The sequence below is a fragment of the Halomonas sp. GD1P12 genome (assembly GCF_025725645.1).
In the GTDB taxonomy this organism is placed as follows: Bacteria; Pseudomonadota; Gammaproteobacteria; order Pseudomonadales; family Halomonadaceae; genus Vreelandella.
On sequence record NZ_CP107007.1, the window covers coordinates 2,164,230 to 2,180,804 of the forward strand.

Consider the following 16,575-nt stretch of genomic DNA (forward strand, 5'->3'; position numbering starts at 1 on the left):
GGTGTTCACCTGCACGCGGCCCCGCGTGAGAGCGAGGCCGCCGTGCTTATAATATTATTGCTTTAAAAAATCCTTGTGCCGTTTGCGTGGCGTCTATCGATACGCTACCACTCATCGGTCACTTGTAGCGACTCGGGCAAGTAGGTATTGGCACGCTCACCAAGCTGAGCCATTAGCTGATTGAAATCGCGCCTGGGCAGGCGAACATCCAACACCGAGCGGCCGTTCTCATCAAACGCTTCTTTGCGCACGGCGTTGAGCTCGTGAAGGCCCGCTCGAAGCTTACCCTGCTCCGGTGAGAGCGTCAGCGAAAATCCGATGACGTCGTCGGCCAGGCGCTGTGAAAGCGCTTCGTGCAAAAGATCGAGACCCTGGCCATTTTGCGCGGAGAGCCAAACCACTTCCGGGCGCCCGCTATCGTCGCGCTCGATGCGCGGGGCGCTGTCGAAGCGGTCGATCTTGTTCATCACCTTGAGCACCGGCACGTCGTCGGCGCCGATCTCCTTGAGCACGCGGTCCACCTGCTCGACGTTGAGCTCGCGATCCGGATCCGCCGCATCGATCACGTGAATCAAAAGCGATGCTTCGGCGGCTTCCTGGAGCGTTGCCTGAAACGCCTCGACCAGCTTGTGCGGCAAATGACGAATGAAGCCGACGGTATCGGCCATCACGATCGGCCCGACGTCGTCGATTTCCAAACGGCGCAGGGTGGGATCGAGCGTGGCGAAAAGCTGATCGGCGGCGTACACCTTAGCATCGGTGAGCACGTTGAAAAGCGTTGACTTGCCGGCGTTGGTATAGCCGACCAGCGAAACGCTGTGAATCTCGGCGCGAGAGCGCGCGCGGCGGTTCTGTTCGCGCTGGCTGCGCACCTTGTCAAGGCGCTTGTGAATCGCCTTGATACGACCTCGCAGCAGGCGGCGGTCGGTTTCGAGCTGGGTTTCACCCGGTCCGCGAAGACCGATACCGCCCTTCTGGCGCTCGAGGTGGGTCCAGCCGCGCACCAGGCGCGTGGACATGTATTCAAGCTGGGCAAGCTCGACTTGCAGCTTACCTTCGTGGGTACGGGCTCGTTGAGCGAAGATATCGAGAATCAAACCGGTGCGATCGAGCACGCGGCACTTGAGCTCGTGCTCGAGGTTACGCTCTTGCGAGGGACCCAGGCTGTGATTGAAGATCACAAGCTCCGCCTCGTGGGCGGCGAGCAAGGCTCTTAGTTCGTCGAGCTTGCCCGACCCGATGAACGTGCGCGGGTCAGGGCGCTGCCGGCTGGCCGTCAGCAGTGTCGCGGGTTCGGCTCCGGCAGAGCGTACAAGCTCGAGGAACTCACCCGGGTCTTCTCTGGCCTGTTCATCGTAAAAGTCAACGTGAACAAGCACCGCCGTTTCACCGGCGTCTGGGCGTTCAAAAAACAATCAATACCTCATGTCTTTCAGGCTATCCACCGCTTAGAGGTCCGCTTCAGGAGCGGCCGGGTCCTGGGCCGGCAAACGTACGTTGCGCGACGGCACCACGGTGGAAATAGCGTGTTTGTAAACCATCTGGCTCACGGTATTACGCAAAAGGATCACGAACTGATCGAAGGATTCGATCTGGCCCTGAAGCTTGATACCGTTGACCAGAAAAATAGAAACCGGAATACGTTCCTTGCGCAAGATATTCAGGTACGGATCCTGGAGGGACTGCCCTTTGGACATGCTGCTTCTCCCTAAAACTGTCTGGAGTGGGTTGTTAAATGGCGCGCCAGGGGCGCTACCGCAATCTTATTGCCCGAAAGGCTGGGTGTTACCACTAAATGCTACAACCGGGTATTAAAACCAGGCGTTACGAATGTCGTCGAGGGCTTTTAAAAACGCGCTCACGAAAACACTATCTTACGCTAAGCACCGCTTTCGCGCACGATTTTCAGCACCTTATCGTCAAGACCCAAAGCGCTTGAATCGATCCAGTGAAGTGACGGCCAGCTTCTCAACCAGGTTAGCTGACGTTTAGCGAGCTGGCGAGTAGCAATGATGCCGCGCTCGCAAAGCGTATGCTCGTCGTATTCACCTTCCAGGTGCTCCCAGGCCTGCCGGTAACCGACGCTCTTCATGGCCGGCAGGTCCTTGTGTAAGGTACCTCGCTTTCTGAGGGCGGCCACCTCGTCTATCAAGCCCTCGGACAACATTGTTTCAAAACGCCGCGCGATTCGCTCGTGCAGAACGCGGCGCTCGGCGGGCGCGAGACCTATCGACACCACGCGGTATGGAAAGTTTTCGACGCGCTGCTCGGCCCAGAGCGCGCTCATGGGCCGACCGGTAATGCGGTGCACCTCCAGCGCACGCAACAGCCTCTGAGGGTCGTTGGGGTGAATGCGCTGAGCGGAGACCGGGTCGACCTTTTCAAGCATCGCATGAAGGCCGCTCAAACCCAGCGCCTCGCGCTGCGCGTCCAGCTCCCGGCGCACGGTTTCATCCGCGGCGGGCAGATCCGCGACGCCTTCAAAAAGGCGCTTGTAGTAGAGCATGGTGCCGCCGACCAACAGCGGCACGCGCCCCGCCGCGGTAATTTGTCGCATCTCATTCAGGGCGTCGTCGCGAAAATCCCCCGCCGAATAGGGCGCTTCCGGTTCGCGGATATCGATCAGGCGATGCGGCGCGCGAGCAAGCTCCTGCTGACTCGGTTTGGCGCTGCCGATGTCCATGCCGCGATAGACCATGGCCGAGTCGACGCTGATCAGCTCGCAGCCCAGGCGCTCGTGTAGAGCGATCGCGGTGTCGGTCTTGCCCGCCGCGGTCGGACCCATCAAAAAAATCGCCAAAGGGCGTGTGTCGACCATGGCCGAAAGACTCCGTATCGAGGGCTACTGGCCGCGTAAAAAGAGCTTGTCCAGCGCCTTCATGCTCATTTGTGTCCAGGTGGGCCGGCCGTGATTGCACTGATCGCTTCGTTCGGTGCGCTCCATGTCGCGCAGCAGCGCGTTCATTTCATCGAGGGTCAGCCGGCGATTGGCGCGCACGCTGCCGTGGCAGGCCATGGTGGATAAAAGCGCGTGTAGCCGCGCCTCGACCTGGTGGCTCTGGCCAAAGCTTGAAAGCTCCTCGAGCACTTCGCGAATCAGTCCTTCCGGGTCGGCGCCGCTCAGCAGTGCCGGCAAGCTGCGCACCAGAAGCGTCTCCGGGCCTGCGATGTCGAGCTCCAGGCCCAGCGCGGCAATCGCCTCGTGCTCGCTCTCCGCGGTGGCCACCTCCTGACCGCTGGCGGCGAGCGACACCGGCACCAGTAGCGGCTGGGTATCCACCCCCTGGCGGGCCATCTGGGCTTTCATGCGCTCATAGACGATGCGCTCGTGGGCGGCGTGCATGTCCACCAGCACCAGTCCGTGAGCGTTCTGAGCCAGAATGTAGATACCGTGAAGCTGGCCCAGCGCGAAACCGAGCGGCGGCGCACTGGTCGGGTCGCTCTCCGGCATCGCCACCGGCGCTTCGCGCACCTGATAAGAGTCAGAGCGCTGCTCGGGAGACGGCTGCGGCGTGAGCAGGCTCTCTTCGTGATCCGGGTGCAGCGCCTGATAGCCCTGCATGAAGCGGCGCACGCGCTCGGCGCCGGGGTGGCGCGCGGGGCCCTCGCCGAGCGCCATGCCCTGCTGCTGCCAGCGCGGCGTTGGCTCATCTGGCGCGGCGGCATTACCGTCGGCCGTTGGCGACGCCTCAGGCGCCGGCGGCTCGTCGCCCTCGGCGCTGGCATCAAAGGGCTTCGAAGCCGCCAGGCAGTGGTGCAGGCTCGAGTAGAGAAAGTCGTGCACCATGCGCGAGTCGCGAAAACGCACTTCGTACTTGGTCGGATGGACGTTGACGTCGACCACGTCCGGGTCGAGCTCGAGATAGAGCACGAACACCGGGTGGCGGCCGTTGTAGAGCACGTCGCGGTAGGCCTGGCGCACCGCGTGGGCCACCAGCCGGTCGCGCACTACCCGCCCGTTGACGAAAAAGTACTGCTGATCCGCTTGGGCGCGCGAATGCGTGGGCAGACCCACCCAGCCGCTCATCTTGAGTCCGCCCGCCTCGCGCTCGATATAACGGGCGTGCTCGATGAAATTCTTGCCCAGAAGCGAGGCGATGCGCCGCTCCCGTGCGGCGGCGGAGTCGCCGGCGGGCAGCTGATGGACGGTTTTTTGATTGTGCCGCAGCACCCAGGTGACGTCGTAGCGCGACAGCGCCTGGCGGCGAAACGCCTCCTCGACGTGGGCGAACTCGGTCTTTTCGGTGCGCAGAAACTTGCGCCGGGCGGGGGTATTGAAGAACAGATCGCGCACCGCCACGCTGGTGCCCTTGGGGTGCGGCGCCGGGGCGACCCGCGCCTCCATGCCGCGCCCTTCGGCGACGACGCGAAAGCCGCGGGTCGGGTCGTCGCTGGCGTTGGAGACGAGCTCGAGGCGCGACACCGAGCTGATCGAGGCCAACGCCTCACCGCGAAAGCCGAGCGAACTCACGCCCTCCAGATCCTCGAGGCTCTCGATCTTGCTGGTCGCGTGACGGGCCAGCGCCAGCGGCAGATCCTCCTCGCCGATGCCGATGCCGTCGTCACGCACGCGCACCAGGCGCGTGCCGCCCTGCTCGATCTCGATTTCGATGCGTCGGCTGCCCGCGTCGATGGCGTTTTCCATCAGTTCCTTGGTCACCGACGACGGCCGCTCGACCACCTCGCCCGCGGCGATCTGGTTGGCAAGCCGCGGGTCGAGCACGTGGATCCGCGGGGTTCGACCTTGTTCAGACACTCATCACCTCACGTTCTCAAGCCTGGTTTTCACGCCAGGCTCTCAACTTACGCTCTCACTGCATTTTCTCAAGCCAGGTTCTCAGGAGCCGGGAATGCGCAGCACCTGACCCACGCGGATGACGTCGCCACTCAGGTCGTTGACCTGGCGGAGCTGGTTCACCGGCACGCCGTGGCGAAGCGCGATCGTCGAGAGCGTATCGCCGGACTGAATGCGGTACTCGTTGCCGGTCGGCGCGCGCTGGTTGTCGCGCTGCCAGGCAAGCAGACTCGCCGGCGGCGGGTTGCGCTCGAAGTGGGCGCGCAAGCCGCCAAAGATCGCCTGGGCCAGCGTGTGCTGGTAGGTCGGATCGCGTAGCTTTCGCTCCTCGTCCGGGTTGGAGATGAAGCCAGTCTCGATCAGAAGCGACGGGATGTCCGGCGACTTCAGCACCATAAAGCCTGCCTGCTCGACGCGCGACTTGTGCAGCCGGTTGATCCGCCCGAGCCGGTCGAGCACCTCACCACCGATGGCGAGCGAATCGTTGAGCGTTGCGGTCATGGTCAGATCCAACAGTACCCCGCGCAGCACCTGGTCCTTGTCGCGCAGCGACAGCGACCCGTCCACCCCGCCGATCAGGTCCGAGCGGTTTTCGCTGTCGGCAAGCCACTGGGCGGTTTCCGAGGTCGCGCCGCGCTGCGACAGCGCAAATACCGAACTTCCCTGAGGGCGCGGGCTGGAAAAGGCGTCGGCGTGAATCGACACGAAGAAATCCGCTTTCTGCTCGCGGGCGAGCTGGGTGCGCTGACGCAGGCCGATGTAGTAGTCGCTGTCGCGGGTCAGGACCGCCTTGAAGCCCTGGGTTGCATTGATGTCTGCAGCCAGGCGCTTGGCAATATCGAGTACGACGTCCTTTTCGCGGGTGCCGCTGGGGCCGATCGCCCCCGGATCTTCGCCCCCGTGACCGGCATCGACAGCAATGATGATGTCGCGACGCGGATGGGGCTGGGCGGGCTGGACCGCCGTGGGGGCGCGCTCGGCCACCGGCGCATCCGGCGGTGCGATCGCCTGGGCCTGAGCGGTGGCGCGCTGAGCCTGGATCTCCTGTTCGCGGATCATCGCCTCGATCGGGTCGATGGGGTTTTCGACCGCGCTTTCGCCGGGGTACTCCAGATCCACCACCAGCCGGTGGCCGTACTGATCGTTCGGCGCCAGCATGAAGTGGCGCGGGGTGATCGCCCGATTGAGCTCGAGCACGACGCGCAGCCCGCCGCCGTCGAGCCTTCCCGTACGTACCGCATCGATGGCGCTGTCATTAAGCGGCAGCGTCGAGGCGTCGGTGTCAAGCTGGGTGTCGTCGATATCGATGACCAGCCGTGACGGGTTGTCCAGCGAAAAGACGTCGGCGCTGGCGGCGCCGGAGAGATCGAACACCAGCCGCGCGTGGTCCGGCGCCGCCCACAGGCGCATGCTTTCGACCGTCGCGGCCTGAAGGGACGCCGATAGCGCCAAAGTGCCGAGCACGGTTGCCTTGAGCAGACGTTTGAATGGGCTACTCATTTCCATTGATTCACACCACTTTTGCGGTTTATCACGTAAACGCCTTCACGTTGGCGAGCACCTGCTCGCCCCACGGGCTCTTTGCCGTCAGCGTGGCCGTTCGTCCCTGGGCGGCCACGCTCAATTCGATGTGCACGTCGGCGCCGGGCAGCCAGCCGGCGCCGCGGCTGGGCCACTCGATCAAACAGAGCGCCTCGTCACTTAAAATGTCGCGACCGCCGATGAACTCGAGCTCTTCGGGGTCGCCAAGACGGTACAAATCGAGATGATACACGCGCCGGTCGTCGAACTCGTAGGGTTCGACCAGCGTGTAGGTCGGGCTTTTCACCGCGCCCTGATGGCCATAGGCGCGCAGGATGCCACGGGTGAGTGTGGTTTTCCCCGCGCCCAGCTCGCCTTCGAGATACACCCGCCCGCGCCCTTCGAGCGCGCGCCCCAGCGCCTCGCCAAAGGCGACATGGGCGTTTTCGTCATTCAACTGCACCTGCATGGAAGGCCTTCACGGGTTGATCAAAATGCGTGCATAGGATGCCAGATCGCTTGCCAGCAAGCCACGCTCGCCGTGCTCTTTTGCCGCCGCGTCGCCGGCCAGTGCGTGCACCATGACGCCCAGGCGCGTCGCAAGCTCGAGATCGTCGAACTGGGCGACGAGCGTGCCGAGCATGCCGCTGAGCACATCGCCCATGCCGCCACAGGCCATACCGGGGTTGCCAAACGGGCACACCACCAAGCCCCCAGGCCCCGCGATCAGGCTACCCGCGCCCTTGAGCACCACGATTCCGCCCCGGCTTCGCTGCAGCGCGCGTGCAGCCGCCGGCCGGTTGGCCTGCACCTCAGCGGTGGAGCAGCCCAAAAGCCTTGCCGCCTCGCCCGGATGGGGTGTGAGCACCCAGTTGTCGCGAGAAAGCCCCGGCCAGCGCGCCGCCAACACGTTGAGCGCATCGGCATCGACGACCAACGGCGCATCCGTCTTGAGCGCAGCCTGCAGCACCGCCTGCCCCCAGGCACCCTCGCCCATTCCCGGGCCAACCACGATGACGTCCGCCATACCCGCAAACGCGAGGGCATCGGCGCCGCCGGTCACGCTGCGGGCCATGACCTCCGGGCAGCGCGTCAGGCTTGCGCTAACGTGCTCGGCGGCGGTGGCCAGGCTGACCTTGCCGGCGCCCAGCCGCGCCGCCGCCTGGGAGGCCAAAAGCGCAGCGCCGCCAAAGCCCGGCGCGCCGCCCATCACCAGCACGTGGCCGAAAGCGCCCTTGTGCCCGGCGCGGGGCCGGGGCGCGAAGGCCGGCGCCAGCCAGCTCTCGTCCAGGCGCCAGGCGGCGGGCACGATATCGAAAAAGGCCTGGGCCTTGACCCCGAGCGCGCGAAAATCGATTTCGCCGGTGTAGCCCGGCGCATCGCCGGTGTGAAGGCCGATCTTGTCGCCGATGAACGTCACCGTGCAGTGGGCGTGCACCGCGGCGCCCTGTACCGCGCCGGTATCCGCCGCGATGCCCGACGGCACGTCCAGCGCCAGTACCGGTTGCCCTGCGCGATTGATGTCGTCGATCACCGCGCGCGCCTCGCCTTCGACCGGACGCGAAAGCCCGGTGCCGAACAGCGCATCGACGATCACCTCGCCGGTCAGCGCCATGCCTTCGCGGTAGCGCTCAAAGCCTACACCGGCGGCGCTGGCAAGCTCGGCGGCGCGGACAACGTCGTTTTCAAGCGACTCGAGCGCGCGGGTCGATATGCGCTGCACCTTGAGCCCGGCCTGCATGGCAAGCGCCGCGAGCACGTGGCCGTCGCCGCCGTTATTACCGCTGCCGCACACCACGGTGACGCTTTTCGCTTGGGGCCAGCGCGAGCGAAAGCTGTGCCAGGCGCTGGAAGCGGCGCGCTGCATTAGCGCAAAGCTTTCGATGCCGGCGGCGATGGTGCGCCGGTCGAGCTCGCGCACCTGGGCGGCCTTGTAAAGCGGGCGCAGGGCCTCGACGGTAAGCGCGGGGTTGAGCGTCTGACCTGAAATCGACACGAAAGCTCCTTATGCTATCGGTAAAGGGTCGGTGAACGGGGTCTGGCCCACAGTATTGATCGACACAGTATGGATCGAAATGCATGGCCGTGTCGTCAAAACGACTTATGGGGTAGCATAGCGCGCCCGCGCTTTGCCGTTTCATTCACCTGCCACACTCATCTACGTTGATCCACCATGGCGACACCCACCGCTTCACTCTCTGTCGATGAACTCGAACGTCTGGCGTCGCTGATCAAGACCTGGGGGCGCGAGCTCGGCTTTCAGCAGATCGGCATCACCGATACAGACCTTGGCGAGCACGAAGCGCATCTCGAGGCCTGGCTCGATAACGGCTATCAGGGCGAAATGGCCTACATGGCCAAACACGGCACCAAGCGTACCCGCCCCGCCGAGCTCGAACCCGGCACCCGACGGGTGATCAGCGCGCGCATGGACTACCTGCCGCCGGAGGTCGAAACCACCAGGGTGCTCGGCCAGGGTCGGCTTGCCTACGTCTCGCGCTACGCTTTGGGCCGCGATTACCACAAGCTGATCAGAAAGCGTCTGGCCACGCTTGCCAAGAAGATCGAGCAGGAGGTGGGCGCGTTTGGCTACCGGGCGTTCGTCGACTCGGCGCCGGTGATGGAGCGGGCGCTGGCGCAGAAGGCGGGGCTTGGCTGGTTCGGCAAGAACGCCATGCTGCTGAACCCGAAAGCCGGGTCGCTGTTTTTTCTTGGCGAGCTCTATACAGATCTGCCGCTGCCGGTCGATGCGCCTTTCGACACCGAGCACTGCGGGCGCTGCAACGCCTGCCAAACGGCCTGCCCTACCGGCGCCATCGTCGATGACAAAATCATCGACGCCAACAAGTGCATCTCGTATCTGACCATCGAGCTTCACGGCGCGATCCCGCTCGAGTTTCGCCGCGCAATGGGCAACCGGGTCTACGGCTGCGACGACTGCCAGCTGGTCTGCCCCTTCACCCGCTTTACCAGGGCGAGCGCGGAGGAGGACTTCGCCCCCCGCCACGACCTGGACCGCGCCTCGCTGATCTCGCTGTTCGCCTGGAGCGAAGAGGAGTTTCTCGACAAGACCGCCGGCAGTGCCATTCGCCGCATCGGCTTCGAGCGCTGGCTGAGAAACCTGGCGGTGGGGCTGGGTAACGCCCCCTGGAGCCGTGAGGTGGAAGCCGCGCTCAGGGCCCGGCGCGCCTACCCAAGCGCGCTCGTGCGCGAGCACGTCGCTTGGGCGCTCGCCGAGCAGCGACAAAAGCGCGGCGCGCGCATCGCCTCCGCCGTCTAGATTACTGCCCGGCGTCGGCTTTCAAGAACGTCTTGCGGTAGTGGGCAAGCTCGGCGATCGACTCCTTGATGTCATCCATCGCCAAGTGTACGTTCTTCTTGCCAAACCCTTCGAGCGCCTTCGGGTTCCAGCGCTTGGCCAGCTCCTTCACGGTAGAGACGTCCAGGTTGCGGTAGTGGAAAAACGCCCAGAGCGAAGGCATTTCGCGTTCCAGAAAGCGCCGGTCCTGGTGGATGCTGTTGCCACACATCGGCGAGGTGCCGGGCTCGACATAGCGGCTTAAAAACGCCAGCGTCTCGCGCTCGGCCTGGGCGGTATCCACTTGGCTTGCCTTGACCCGGGAGACGAGACCGGACTCGCCGTGGGTTTTCTGGTTCCAGTCGTCCATGCCGGCGAGCAGGCGATCACTCTGATTCACCGCGATCACCGGGCCTTCGGCGACCACGTTCAGGTCAGCGTCGGTGACGAGCGTGGCGACCTCGATGATGCGCTCCTTGTTCGGGTCGAGTCCGGTCATTTCCAGGTCGATCCAGACGAGCAGGTCGCGGCGCGGGGCAGTCGTGTCAGGCATGGTGTTCTCCAAAGCGAGGATCAGGGCGGCGGGGTCGTTACCCGCGCCACGTTAACAGGTACACTAATGCCATTGTACCGATCATCAGGTGGTCATGAGCAAACGTAAATTAAGCCGCCAGCAGCGCTGGCGGGTCGAGAAGATCCAGGCCGAGCGCGCCAACCGGGCGCAAAAGCGCGAAACCGACGATAGCGAAAAGCTCGCCGCCGGCGAATACGGCGCCGAGCAGCCCGGGCGCGTGATGGCGCATTTCGGTCGCACGCTCGAGGTCCGCGATGCCGAAGGCACCCCGGTGCGCTGCCACCTGCGCGCCAATCTCGAAGGCCTGGTCACCGGCGACCGGGTGATCTGGCGCGCCGGCCAGGAGGGCTCCGGCGTGGTGGTCGCCCGCGTAGAGCCTGAGAGCGTGCTCAAGCGCCCGGACGCCCGCGGGCTCTTGAAGCCGGTGGCGGCCAACATCGACCAGATTTTGATCGTTTTCGCCGTCGAGCCCGCCCCTCACCCCAATCTGATCGACCGCTACCTGGTCGCCGCCGAGGCGACCGGCATCGCGCCGGTGCTGGTGCTCAACAAGACCGACCTTTTACCCGATGACGGCGGCGAGCTCGGCGCGCTGCTGGAGCGCTACGCAGGCCTTGGCTACCCGGTGGTACGCACCACGACGGCCACGGACGAAGGCCTGAGTGCGCTTCGCGAACAGCTCAATGGCCGCACCTCGGTGTTCGTCGGCCAGAGCGGCGTAGGCAAGTCATCGTTGATCGATTTGCTGCTGCCCGAGGAGTCGCTCAGGATCGGCGCGCTCTCGGAGGATTCGCGCAAGGGCACGCACACCACCACTACCGCCAGGCTCTACACCATGAACGCCCGTGAGGTGGAGGATGGCGAGCTGATCGACTCGCCTGGCATTCGCGAGTTCGGGCTCGTTCACCTGAGCGAGCAGGAAGTGACCGACGGCTTCATCGAGTTTCATCCCTTTATCGGCCACTGCCGCTTTCGCGACTGTCGCCATCGCCAGGAGCCTGGCTGCGCTTTACTTGACGCCGTCGAGGCAGGCAAGATTCATCCTGAACGTTTTGCCAGCTACCGGCGCATACTCGATAGCCTAAGCGCCCCAGGCGCCCAATGACAGGAGCGGTTCATGAGTGCTGAACACCCATCCAGCGAAGCCAACGTGTTGCCCTTGATCGTCGAGCCAGGAGAGCTTGCGGCCAAACTGGACGCCCCCGGGCTTTTGATCATCGACGTGCCGGCCAACCCGGACAGCTACCGCCAGGGCCACGTGCCGGGCGCGGTGTATCTCGACTTTCGTTACCTGCTGCGCGGCGAGGGCCCGGTGCCCAACGACGTGCCGGACGTGGGCTTTCTCTCACAGCTGTTCAGCGCCCTGGGCCTGACCCGCGATACCCACGTAATCGCCTACGACGACGAAGGCGGCGGCTGGGCGGCGAGGCTTCTCTGGACGCTGGAGCTCATCGGCCACACCCGCTACTCGTACTTGAACGGCGGCATTCACGCCTGGCGCGACGAAGGCCTCGATGAGAGCCAGCAGCAGACTCTCCCCACGCCTTCCGAGTACCACGCCGAGATTCTCAATCCGCAGGTGCTGATCACCTGTGACGAGATCAAGGGCAAGCTCGAGGATCGAAATTTTGCGGTGTGGGATGCACGCTCCAGGGGCGAGTACGACGGCGAAAAAGGCAACAACAAGCACCTGGGCCACATTCCGGGCGCGGTGAACATGGACTGGGTCGACGCCATGGACCGAAAACGCGCGCTTCGCATTCGCGACTACGCCGAGCTTGTCACCGAGCTCGAGGCGATGGGTCTGACCCCGGACATGGAGATCGCCACCCACTGCCAGAGCCACCACCGCAGCAGTTTTACCTGGCTGGTCGGCAAAGCGCTCGGGTTCAACATTCGCGGCTATGCCGGCTCCTGGGGTGAATGGGGCAACCGCGACGACACGCCGATCGAAAAGTAGTGCCCGCCCCGCGCCGGGATGTTTGATCCTCTGACGAAAAGAACGCCACGTGACGCTATCTCAAAAAGCTTTTTCGCTGCTTCAGTACCCGCTTCCGCACCACGCGATCTCGCGGCTGACCGGCGCCTTCGCCCAAAGCGAAACGCCCTGGCTCAAGAACGCGCTGATCAAGGCGTTCATCAAGCGCTTCAACGTCGACATGAGCCAGGCGCTGGAACCCGAGCCGACGGCCTACCCCCACTTCAACGCGTTCTTTACCCGCGCGCTCAAAGCGGATGCCCGTCCGCTCGGCGACGGCCTTTTGAGCCCTGCGGACGGCGCGCTTTCGCGCCACGGGCGGATACAGGCTGGCCAGCTTTTGCAAGCCAAAGACCACACCTATTCGGCACAGACGCTTCTGGGCGGCGACGCGGTACTTGCCGAAGAGTTCATGGGCGGAAGCTTCGCCACGGTGTATCTGTCGCCAAGCGACTACCACCGCGTGCACATGCCCCTGACCGGCACGCTTCGCGAGATGATCTACGTGCCCGGGCGCATCTTCTCGGTCAATCAGGCCACGGCTCGCCATGTGCCGAACCTGTTTGCCCGCAACGAGCGGCTGGTGTGCATTTTCGATAGCCCCCAGGGGGCGTTTTCGATGGTGCTGGTCGGCGCGATGGTGGTGGCCGCGATCGAAACCGTGTGGGCGGGCCAGATCACGCCACTGGCAGGCACGCCGCAGCGCACCCGCTTCGAGCAACCGATCACCCTCGAGCGCGGCGAGGAGATGGGGCGGTTCAAGCTGGGCTCGACGGTGGTGATGTGCTTCGAGAACCCGGTCGATTTCGACGATCTGGCGCCGGAGACACCGGTCCAGATGGGCCAGCGTTTGGCCGATACGCCCGCTATCACGCCGGTCAGCGCCTGACACCCTCCAGAAAGATCGCTGCGCAGTGTCGGGCCCGGGCGTTGCAGCGCGCCTCGTCGATGGCCAAGTCCCGGCCGAGCAGCGCATTGATGTGCCACTCGCCCATTAACATGCCCATGAAAATGCCCGCCGCTTCCCGGGGCGCCTCGAGTGCCAACCTCCCCTGCTCGACCTGATCACTTAGATAGTCCGCCAGCGCCTCGCGGGTACGGTCCGGGCCGCGTACGAGAAACAGCTCGCCAAGCGCCGGGGCGCGCTCGGCCTCGAACGCAAGCCCGCGCATCAGCCGAATGACGCCGGGGTCGAACACCAGCATCAGCATGCGCCGGCCAAGTTCAAAAAGGACCTGCTCCGGCGCCTGGCGGTCGCGCCGCCCCGCCTCGATCACCGCCCAGGCGGTCTCGATATGGCGCTCCATCGCCGCGGTGAATAGCCCCTCCTTGCTGCCGAACTGCTTGTAGAGCGTGGCGAGCGACCCGCCGGCGCGGGCCACCACGTCGTTCACGCTAGCCCCGGCATACCCCTGTTCCAGAAACACGTCTCTTGCCGCATCCAACAGCCGCTCACGTCGTGCTACGCCCCGGGGGATCCGGGCATCACTATTTTCCTCTGCTTCCACTGTCCTTTCCGCTCCCATCGACTTGTTCTTTTCGCGACGCCTGGTCGGCACATTAAAGCTACCCGGCGCCACCGACAAAAAAACTGCGCTGATCTCGCAGCGCTGGATATGTAGTGTAGCATTCATTACACTATTGATCCTTATCCTTTCGGCACGCGGCCGAAACGTTCCAACTCAGGAGTAGCCATGGCTCAGGGCGACGTTCAAGGCGATACCGCCAACCTTTCCCACGGTGCGCCTACCGCGCAGGCCAAACCTAAAAAGCGCGGGCGACAATGGCTCTTGTTGGTCATCGGCCTGATCGCGCTGGTCGCGTTGGGCTGGTGGCTCGTCGGCTGGTGGCAGGTGGGCCGGTTCATGATCGACACCGACAACGCTTACATACGCACCGACAGCGTCGCAGTGAGCGCGGAGCTTTCGGCGCGGGTGGTCGATGTGGCGGTGATCGAGAACCAGGCCGTTGAGCAGGGCGATCTGCTCGTGCAGCTCGACGATGCCAGCTACCGCGACCAGCTCAACCAGGCCCGAGCGCAGCAGGCCGTGGCCGCGGCGTCGTTTGCCCAATCCCAGCGCCAGGTGGCGCTGCAGCAAGCCGCCATCGACCAGGCGCGCACTCAGGTGGATGCCGCCCAGGCCGACGTCGACCGTGCGCGCTCGCACCTTGCGCGCTCGTCGTCGCTGGCCGCCAACAACTACGGTTCGCGCCAACAGCGCGAGGACGACGAGAGCGCGCTGCGCGTGGCCGAGGCCAACCTGGCCAGCCGCCGCGCCGCCGTCGTTTCCGCCGAGCGCCAGCTGGCGGTGGCCGAAAGCGACGTTACCCGCGCCGAGGCAAGCCAGGAGGCCGCCGCCGCCGATCTGGCCTACGCCCAGCACCAGCTCGACAAGACCCGCCTCACCGCTCCGCGCGACGGCGTCATCGGCAACCTGCGGGTCAAAACCGGCGCGCTTGCACAGCCGTCGCTGACGCTGATGCAGCTCGTGCCCATCGAGTCGGCCTACGTCAGCGCCAACTACAAGGAGACCCAGCTCGAGCGCATCCGCCTGGGCCAACCTGCCGCCGTTCATCTGGACGCCTACCCGGACATCACCTTCGAAGGCGTGGTCGAGAGCCTGTCGCCGGCCACCGGCACCGAATTCAGCCTGCTGCCTCAGGACAACGCCACCGGCAACTTCAACAAGATCGTGCAGCGCGTGCCGGTGCGCATTCGCGTGACCGGGCCTCGTGAGTCACTCGGCCTTTTACGTGCCGGGCTTTCTGTGGTGCCCGAGATCGACACGCGTGATCTTGATCCCGAGCGCGACGATCGACAAACCAACGCCTCGTCCGACGTTCAAGCGACACCATGAGCACGACCTCCCCACCAGGCCGCCAGGGCGTCAGCGACATGCCGCCCTGGCCGCAGCGTATCGGCTTCATCGCCGCGGTATTTGGCATGTTCATGGCGATTCTGGATATCCAGATCGTCGCCAGTTCGCTCACCGAGATCCAGTCCGGGCTCTCGGCGAGCCAGGATCAGATCTCCTGGGTGCAGACTTCGTATCTGATTGCCGAGATCGTGATGATTCCGCTGTCCGGCATGCTGATGCGCATTCTCTCCACGCGGGTCGCCTTCACCCTCTCCTGTGCGGGATTTACCCTGGCAAGCCTGGGCTGCGCGCTGGCAGGCTCCATCGAGCAGCTGATCGTGCTGCGCGCCATTCAGGGCTTCATGGGCGGGGCGATGATCCCGATCACTCAGGCGATCAGTTTCTCGATCTTCCCGCGGCGGGTGATGGGCAGCGTGCAGGCGGTGATCGGCATGGTGGTGACCATGGCGCCATCGATCGGCCCGACCATCGGCGGCTACATCACTGAAACCCAGAGCTGGCACTGGCTGTTTCTGGCCAACGTGATTCCCGGCATTCTGGTGTGCTGGGCGGCCTGGAATTTTCTGGATATCGACAAGCCCAATCACGCGCTTGCACGCCGGCTCGACGTGATCGGGCTTGCCCTGATCGCGCTGTTTCTCGGCTCACTGGAGTTCGTGCTGGAAGAGGGCCCGGGCGAGGACTGGTTCGCCAGCCACGAGATCGTCCTGTTCAGCCTGCTCTGTTTGGTCACGGGCGTCTGGTTCTTTACTCGAACGCTGAGAAGCGCGCACCCGATCGTCGACCTGCGCGCCTTCGCCAACCGCAACTTCGCCATTGGCGCGGGCATGGGCTTTATCATCGGCATCGCGCTTTACGGGCTGGTCTACATCATGCCGCTGTTCTTCGGCTACGTGCGCGGCTATTCGAGCCTGCAGATCGGCCAGGTGATGTTCGTCACCGGGGTGACGATGTTCTTCTGCGCGCCGCTGGTCGGTAAGGCCACCAACCATCTGGACCTGCGCTTGTTGCTGTTCGCGGGCTTTCTGCTGGTCGGCGTCGGCACGATGATGAATGCGAACCTCACCGTGGAGTCCGGCTTTTGGCAGTTCTGCCTGCCGCAGATCGTGCGCGGCATGGGGTTGATCATGTGCATCATCCCCGCCTCACGCATTGCGCTCGGCACGCTGCCGGCCCAGGAAGTCGGCAACGCCAGCGGGCTGTTCAACGTGATGCGCAACCTCGGCGGCGCCGTGGGGCTGGCGCTCATGGATACGGTGCGCGACATTCGCGAGGACTTTCACTGGAATCAGCTGATTCCGGCCATCGATACCAGCCGCGAGGTGGTCGTGGCCGAAATCGCCAAATACGAGGCGATGCTCTCGGGCGCCGTCGCCGATGCCCACCAGGCGGCCATCGGACTGATCGCTCAGCGCGTCTCCCAGCAAGCCCAGGTGCTCGCCTTCAACGACATCTTCACCTGGCTGGGGCTTATCTACATCGTCACGGTACCGCTGGTATTTCTGCTCAAGCGCATCCGCGCCTGAGCTT

General features: G+C 64.4%; 15 protein-coding genes. 6 read left to right on the forward strand and 9 right to left on the reverse strand.

All coding sequences use genetic code 11. From position 1 onward, the window contains the following. Nucleotides 1-104: 104 nt before the first annotated feature. From hflX to OCT39_RS10155, 7 genes are all read right to left on the reverse strand, one after another. Nucleotides 105-1,415, reverse strand: a complete 1,311-nt coding sequence (hflX, locus tag OCT39_RS10125; RefSeq protein ID WP_263584346.1) for a ribosome rescue GTPase HflX — start codon at nucleotides 1,413-1,415, stop codon at nucleotides 105-107. A 33-nt stretch (nucleotides 1,416-1,448) separates the two neighbouring features. Next, a complete protein-coding gene (gene hfq / locus OCT39_RS10130; RefSeq protein WP_263584347.1) occupies nucleotides 1,449-1,697 on the reverse strand; it encodes an RNA chaperone Hfq in 249 nt (82 codons plus the stop codon). A gap of 182 nt (nucleotides 1,698-1,879) precedes the next feature. Then, nucleotides 1,880-2,818, reverse strand: coding sequence for a tRNA (adenosine(37)-N6)-dimethylallyltransferase MiaA (miaA, locus tag OCT39_RS10135; RefSeq protein ID WP_263584348.1), 939 nt, complete (start codon nucleotides 2,816-2,818; stop codon nucleotides 1,880-1,882). Between the two features lie 24 nt (nucleotides 2,819-2,842). After that, nucleotides 2,843-4,756: a DNA mismatch repair endonuclease MutL gene (gene mutL / locus OCT39_RS10140; protein ID WP_263584349.1), complete on the reverse strand. Its 1,914-nt coding sequence runs from the start codon at nucleotides 4,754-4,756 to the stop codon at nucleotides 2,843-2,845. 81 nt (nucleotides 4,757-4,837) lie between these two features. Further along, a complete protein-coding gene (locus OCT39_RS10145) occupies nucleotides 4,838-6,295 on the reverse strand; it encodes an N-acetylmuramoyl-L-alanine amidase (RefSeq protein WP_263584350.1) in 1,458 nt (485 codons plus the stop codon). Between the two features lie 31 nt (nucleotides 6,296-6,326). After that, a complete protein-coding gene (tsaE, locus tag OCT39_RS10150; protein WP_263584351.1) occupies nucleotides 6,327-6,785 on the reverse strand; it encodes a tRNA (adenosine(37)-N6)-threonylcarbamoyltransferase complex ATPase subunit type 1 TsaE in 459 nt (152 codons plus the stop codon). Nucleotides 6,786-6,794: 9 nt separating this feature from the next. Next, nucleotides 6,795-8,312, reverse strand: a complete 1,518-nt coding sequence (locus OCT39_RS10155; RefSeq protein ID WP_263584352.1) for an NAD(P)H-hydrate dehydratase — start codon at nucleotides 8,310-8,312, stop codon at nucleotides 6,795-6,797. Between the two features lie 177 nt (nucleotides 8,313-8,489). Between OCT39_RS10155 and queG the strand changes: the two genes are divergently transcribed. After that, entirely contained in the window at nucleotides 8,490-9,596 is a 1,107-nt protein-coding gene (gene queG, locus OCT39_RS10160; RefSeq protein WP_263584353.1) for a tRNA epoxyqueuosine(34) reductase QueG, read from the forward strand. Nucleotide 9,597: 1 nt separating this feature from the next. Here the strand turns inward: queG and orn are convergent, their stop codons facing one another. Next, complete coding sequence (gene orn, locus OCT39_RS10165; RefSeq protein WP_263584354.1) at nucleotides 9,598-10,167, reverse strand: oligoribonuclease; 570 nt, start codon at nucleotides 10,165-10,167, stop codon at nucleotides 9,598-9,600. 94 nt (nucleotides 10,168-10,261) lie between these two features. Between orn and rsgA the strand changes: the two genes are divergently transcribed. Genes rsgA through asd form a run of 3 tightly spaced genes read left to right on the forward strand, consistent with a single transcriptional unit; the run spans nucleotide 10,262 to nucleotide 13,055 of the window. Then, complete coding sequence (gene rsgA, locus OCT39_RS10170; protein WP_263584355.1) at nucleotides 10,262-11,293, forward strand: small ribosomal subunit biogenesis GTPase RsgA; 1,032 nt, start codon at nucleotides 10,262-10,264, stop codon at nucleotides 11,291-11,293. 12 nt (nucleotides 11,294-11,305) lie between these two features. Next, the gene (locus OCT39_RS10175; RefSeq protein WP_263584356.1) at nucleotides 11,306-12,148 is read left to right on the forward strand and encodes a sulfurtransferase; all 843 of its coding nucleotides are present in this window, start codon (nucleotides 11,306-11,308) and stop codon (nucleotides 12,146-12,148) included. Between the two features lie 49 nt (nucleotides 12,149-12,197). Next, entirely contained in the window at nucleotides 12,198-13,055 is an 858-nt protein-coding gene (asd, locus tag OCT39_RS10180) for an archaetidylserine decarboxylase (protein WP_263584357.1), read from the forward strand. Here asd and OCT39_RS10185 read toward each other — a convergent pair. Further along, nucleotides 13,045-13,800: a TetR/AcrR family transcriptional regulator gene (locus OCT39_RS10185; protein ID WP_263584358.1), complete on the reverse strand. Its 756-nt coding sequence runs from the start codon at nucleotides 13,798-13,800 to the stop codon at nucleotides 13,045-13,047. The genes asd and OCT39_RS10185 overlap by 11 nt on opposite strands. A 60-nt stretch (nucleotides 13,801-13,860) precedes the next feature. Here OCT39_RS10185 and OCT39_RS10190 point away from each other — a divergent pair, with 60 nt between their 5' ends. Both OCT39_RS10190 and OCT39_RS10195 read left to right on the forward strand, forming a co-directional pair. After that, complete coding sequence (locus OCT39_RS10190; RefSeq protein ID WP_263584359.1) at nucleotides 13,861-15,024, forward strand: HlyD family secretion protein; 1,164 nt, start codon at nucleotides 13,861-13,863, stop codon at nucleotides 15,022-15,024. Further along, nucleotides 15,021-16,571: a DHA2 family efflux MFS transporter permease subunit gene (locus OCT39_RS10195; RefSeq protein ID WP_263584360.1), complete on the forward strand. Its 1,551-nt coding sequence runs from the start codon at nucleotides 15,021-15,023 to the stop codon at nucleotides 16,569-16,571. The genes OCT39_RS10190 and OCT39_RS10195 overlap by 4 nt, the downstream gene beginning before the upstream one ends. The last annotated feature ends 4 nt before the right edge of the window (nucleotides 16,572-16,575 follow it).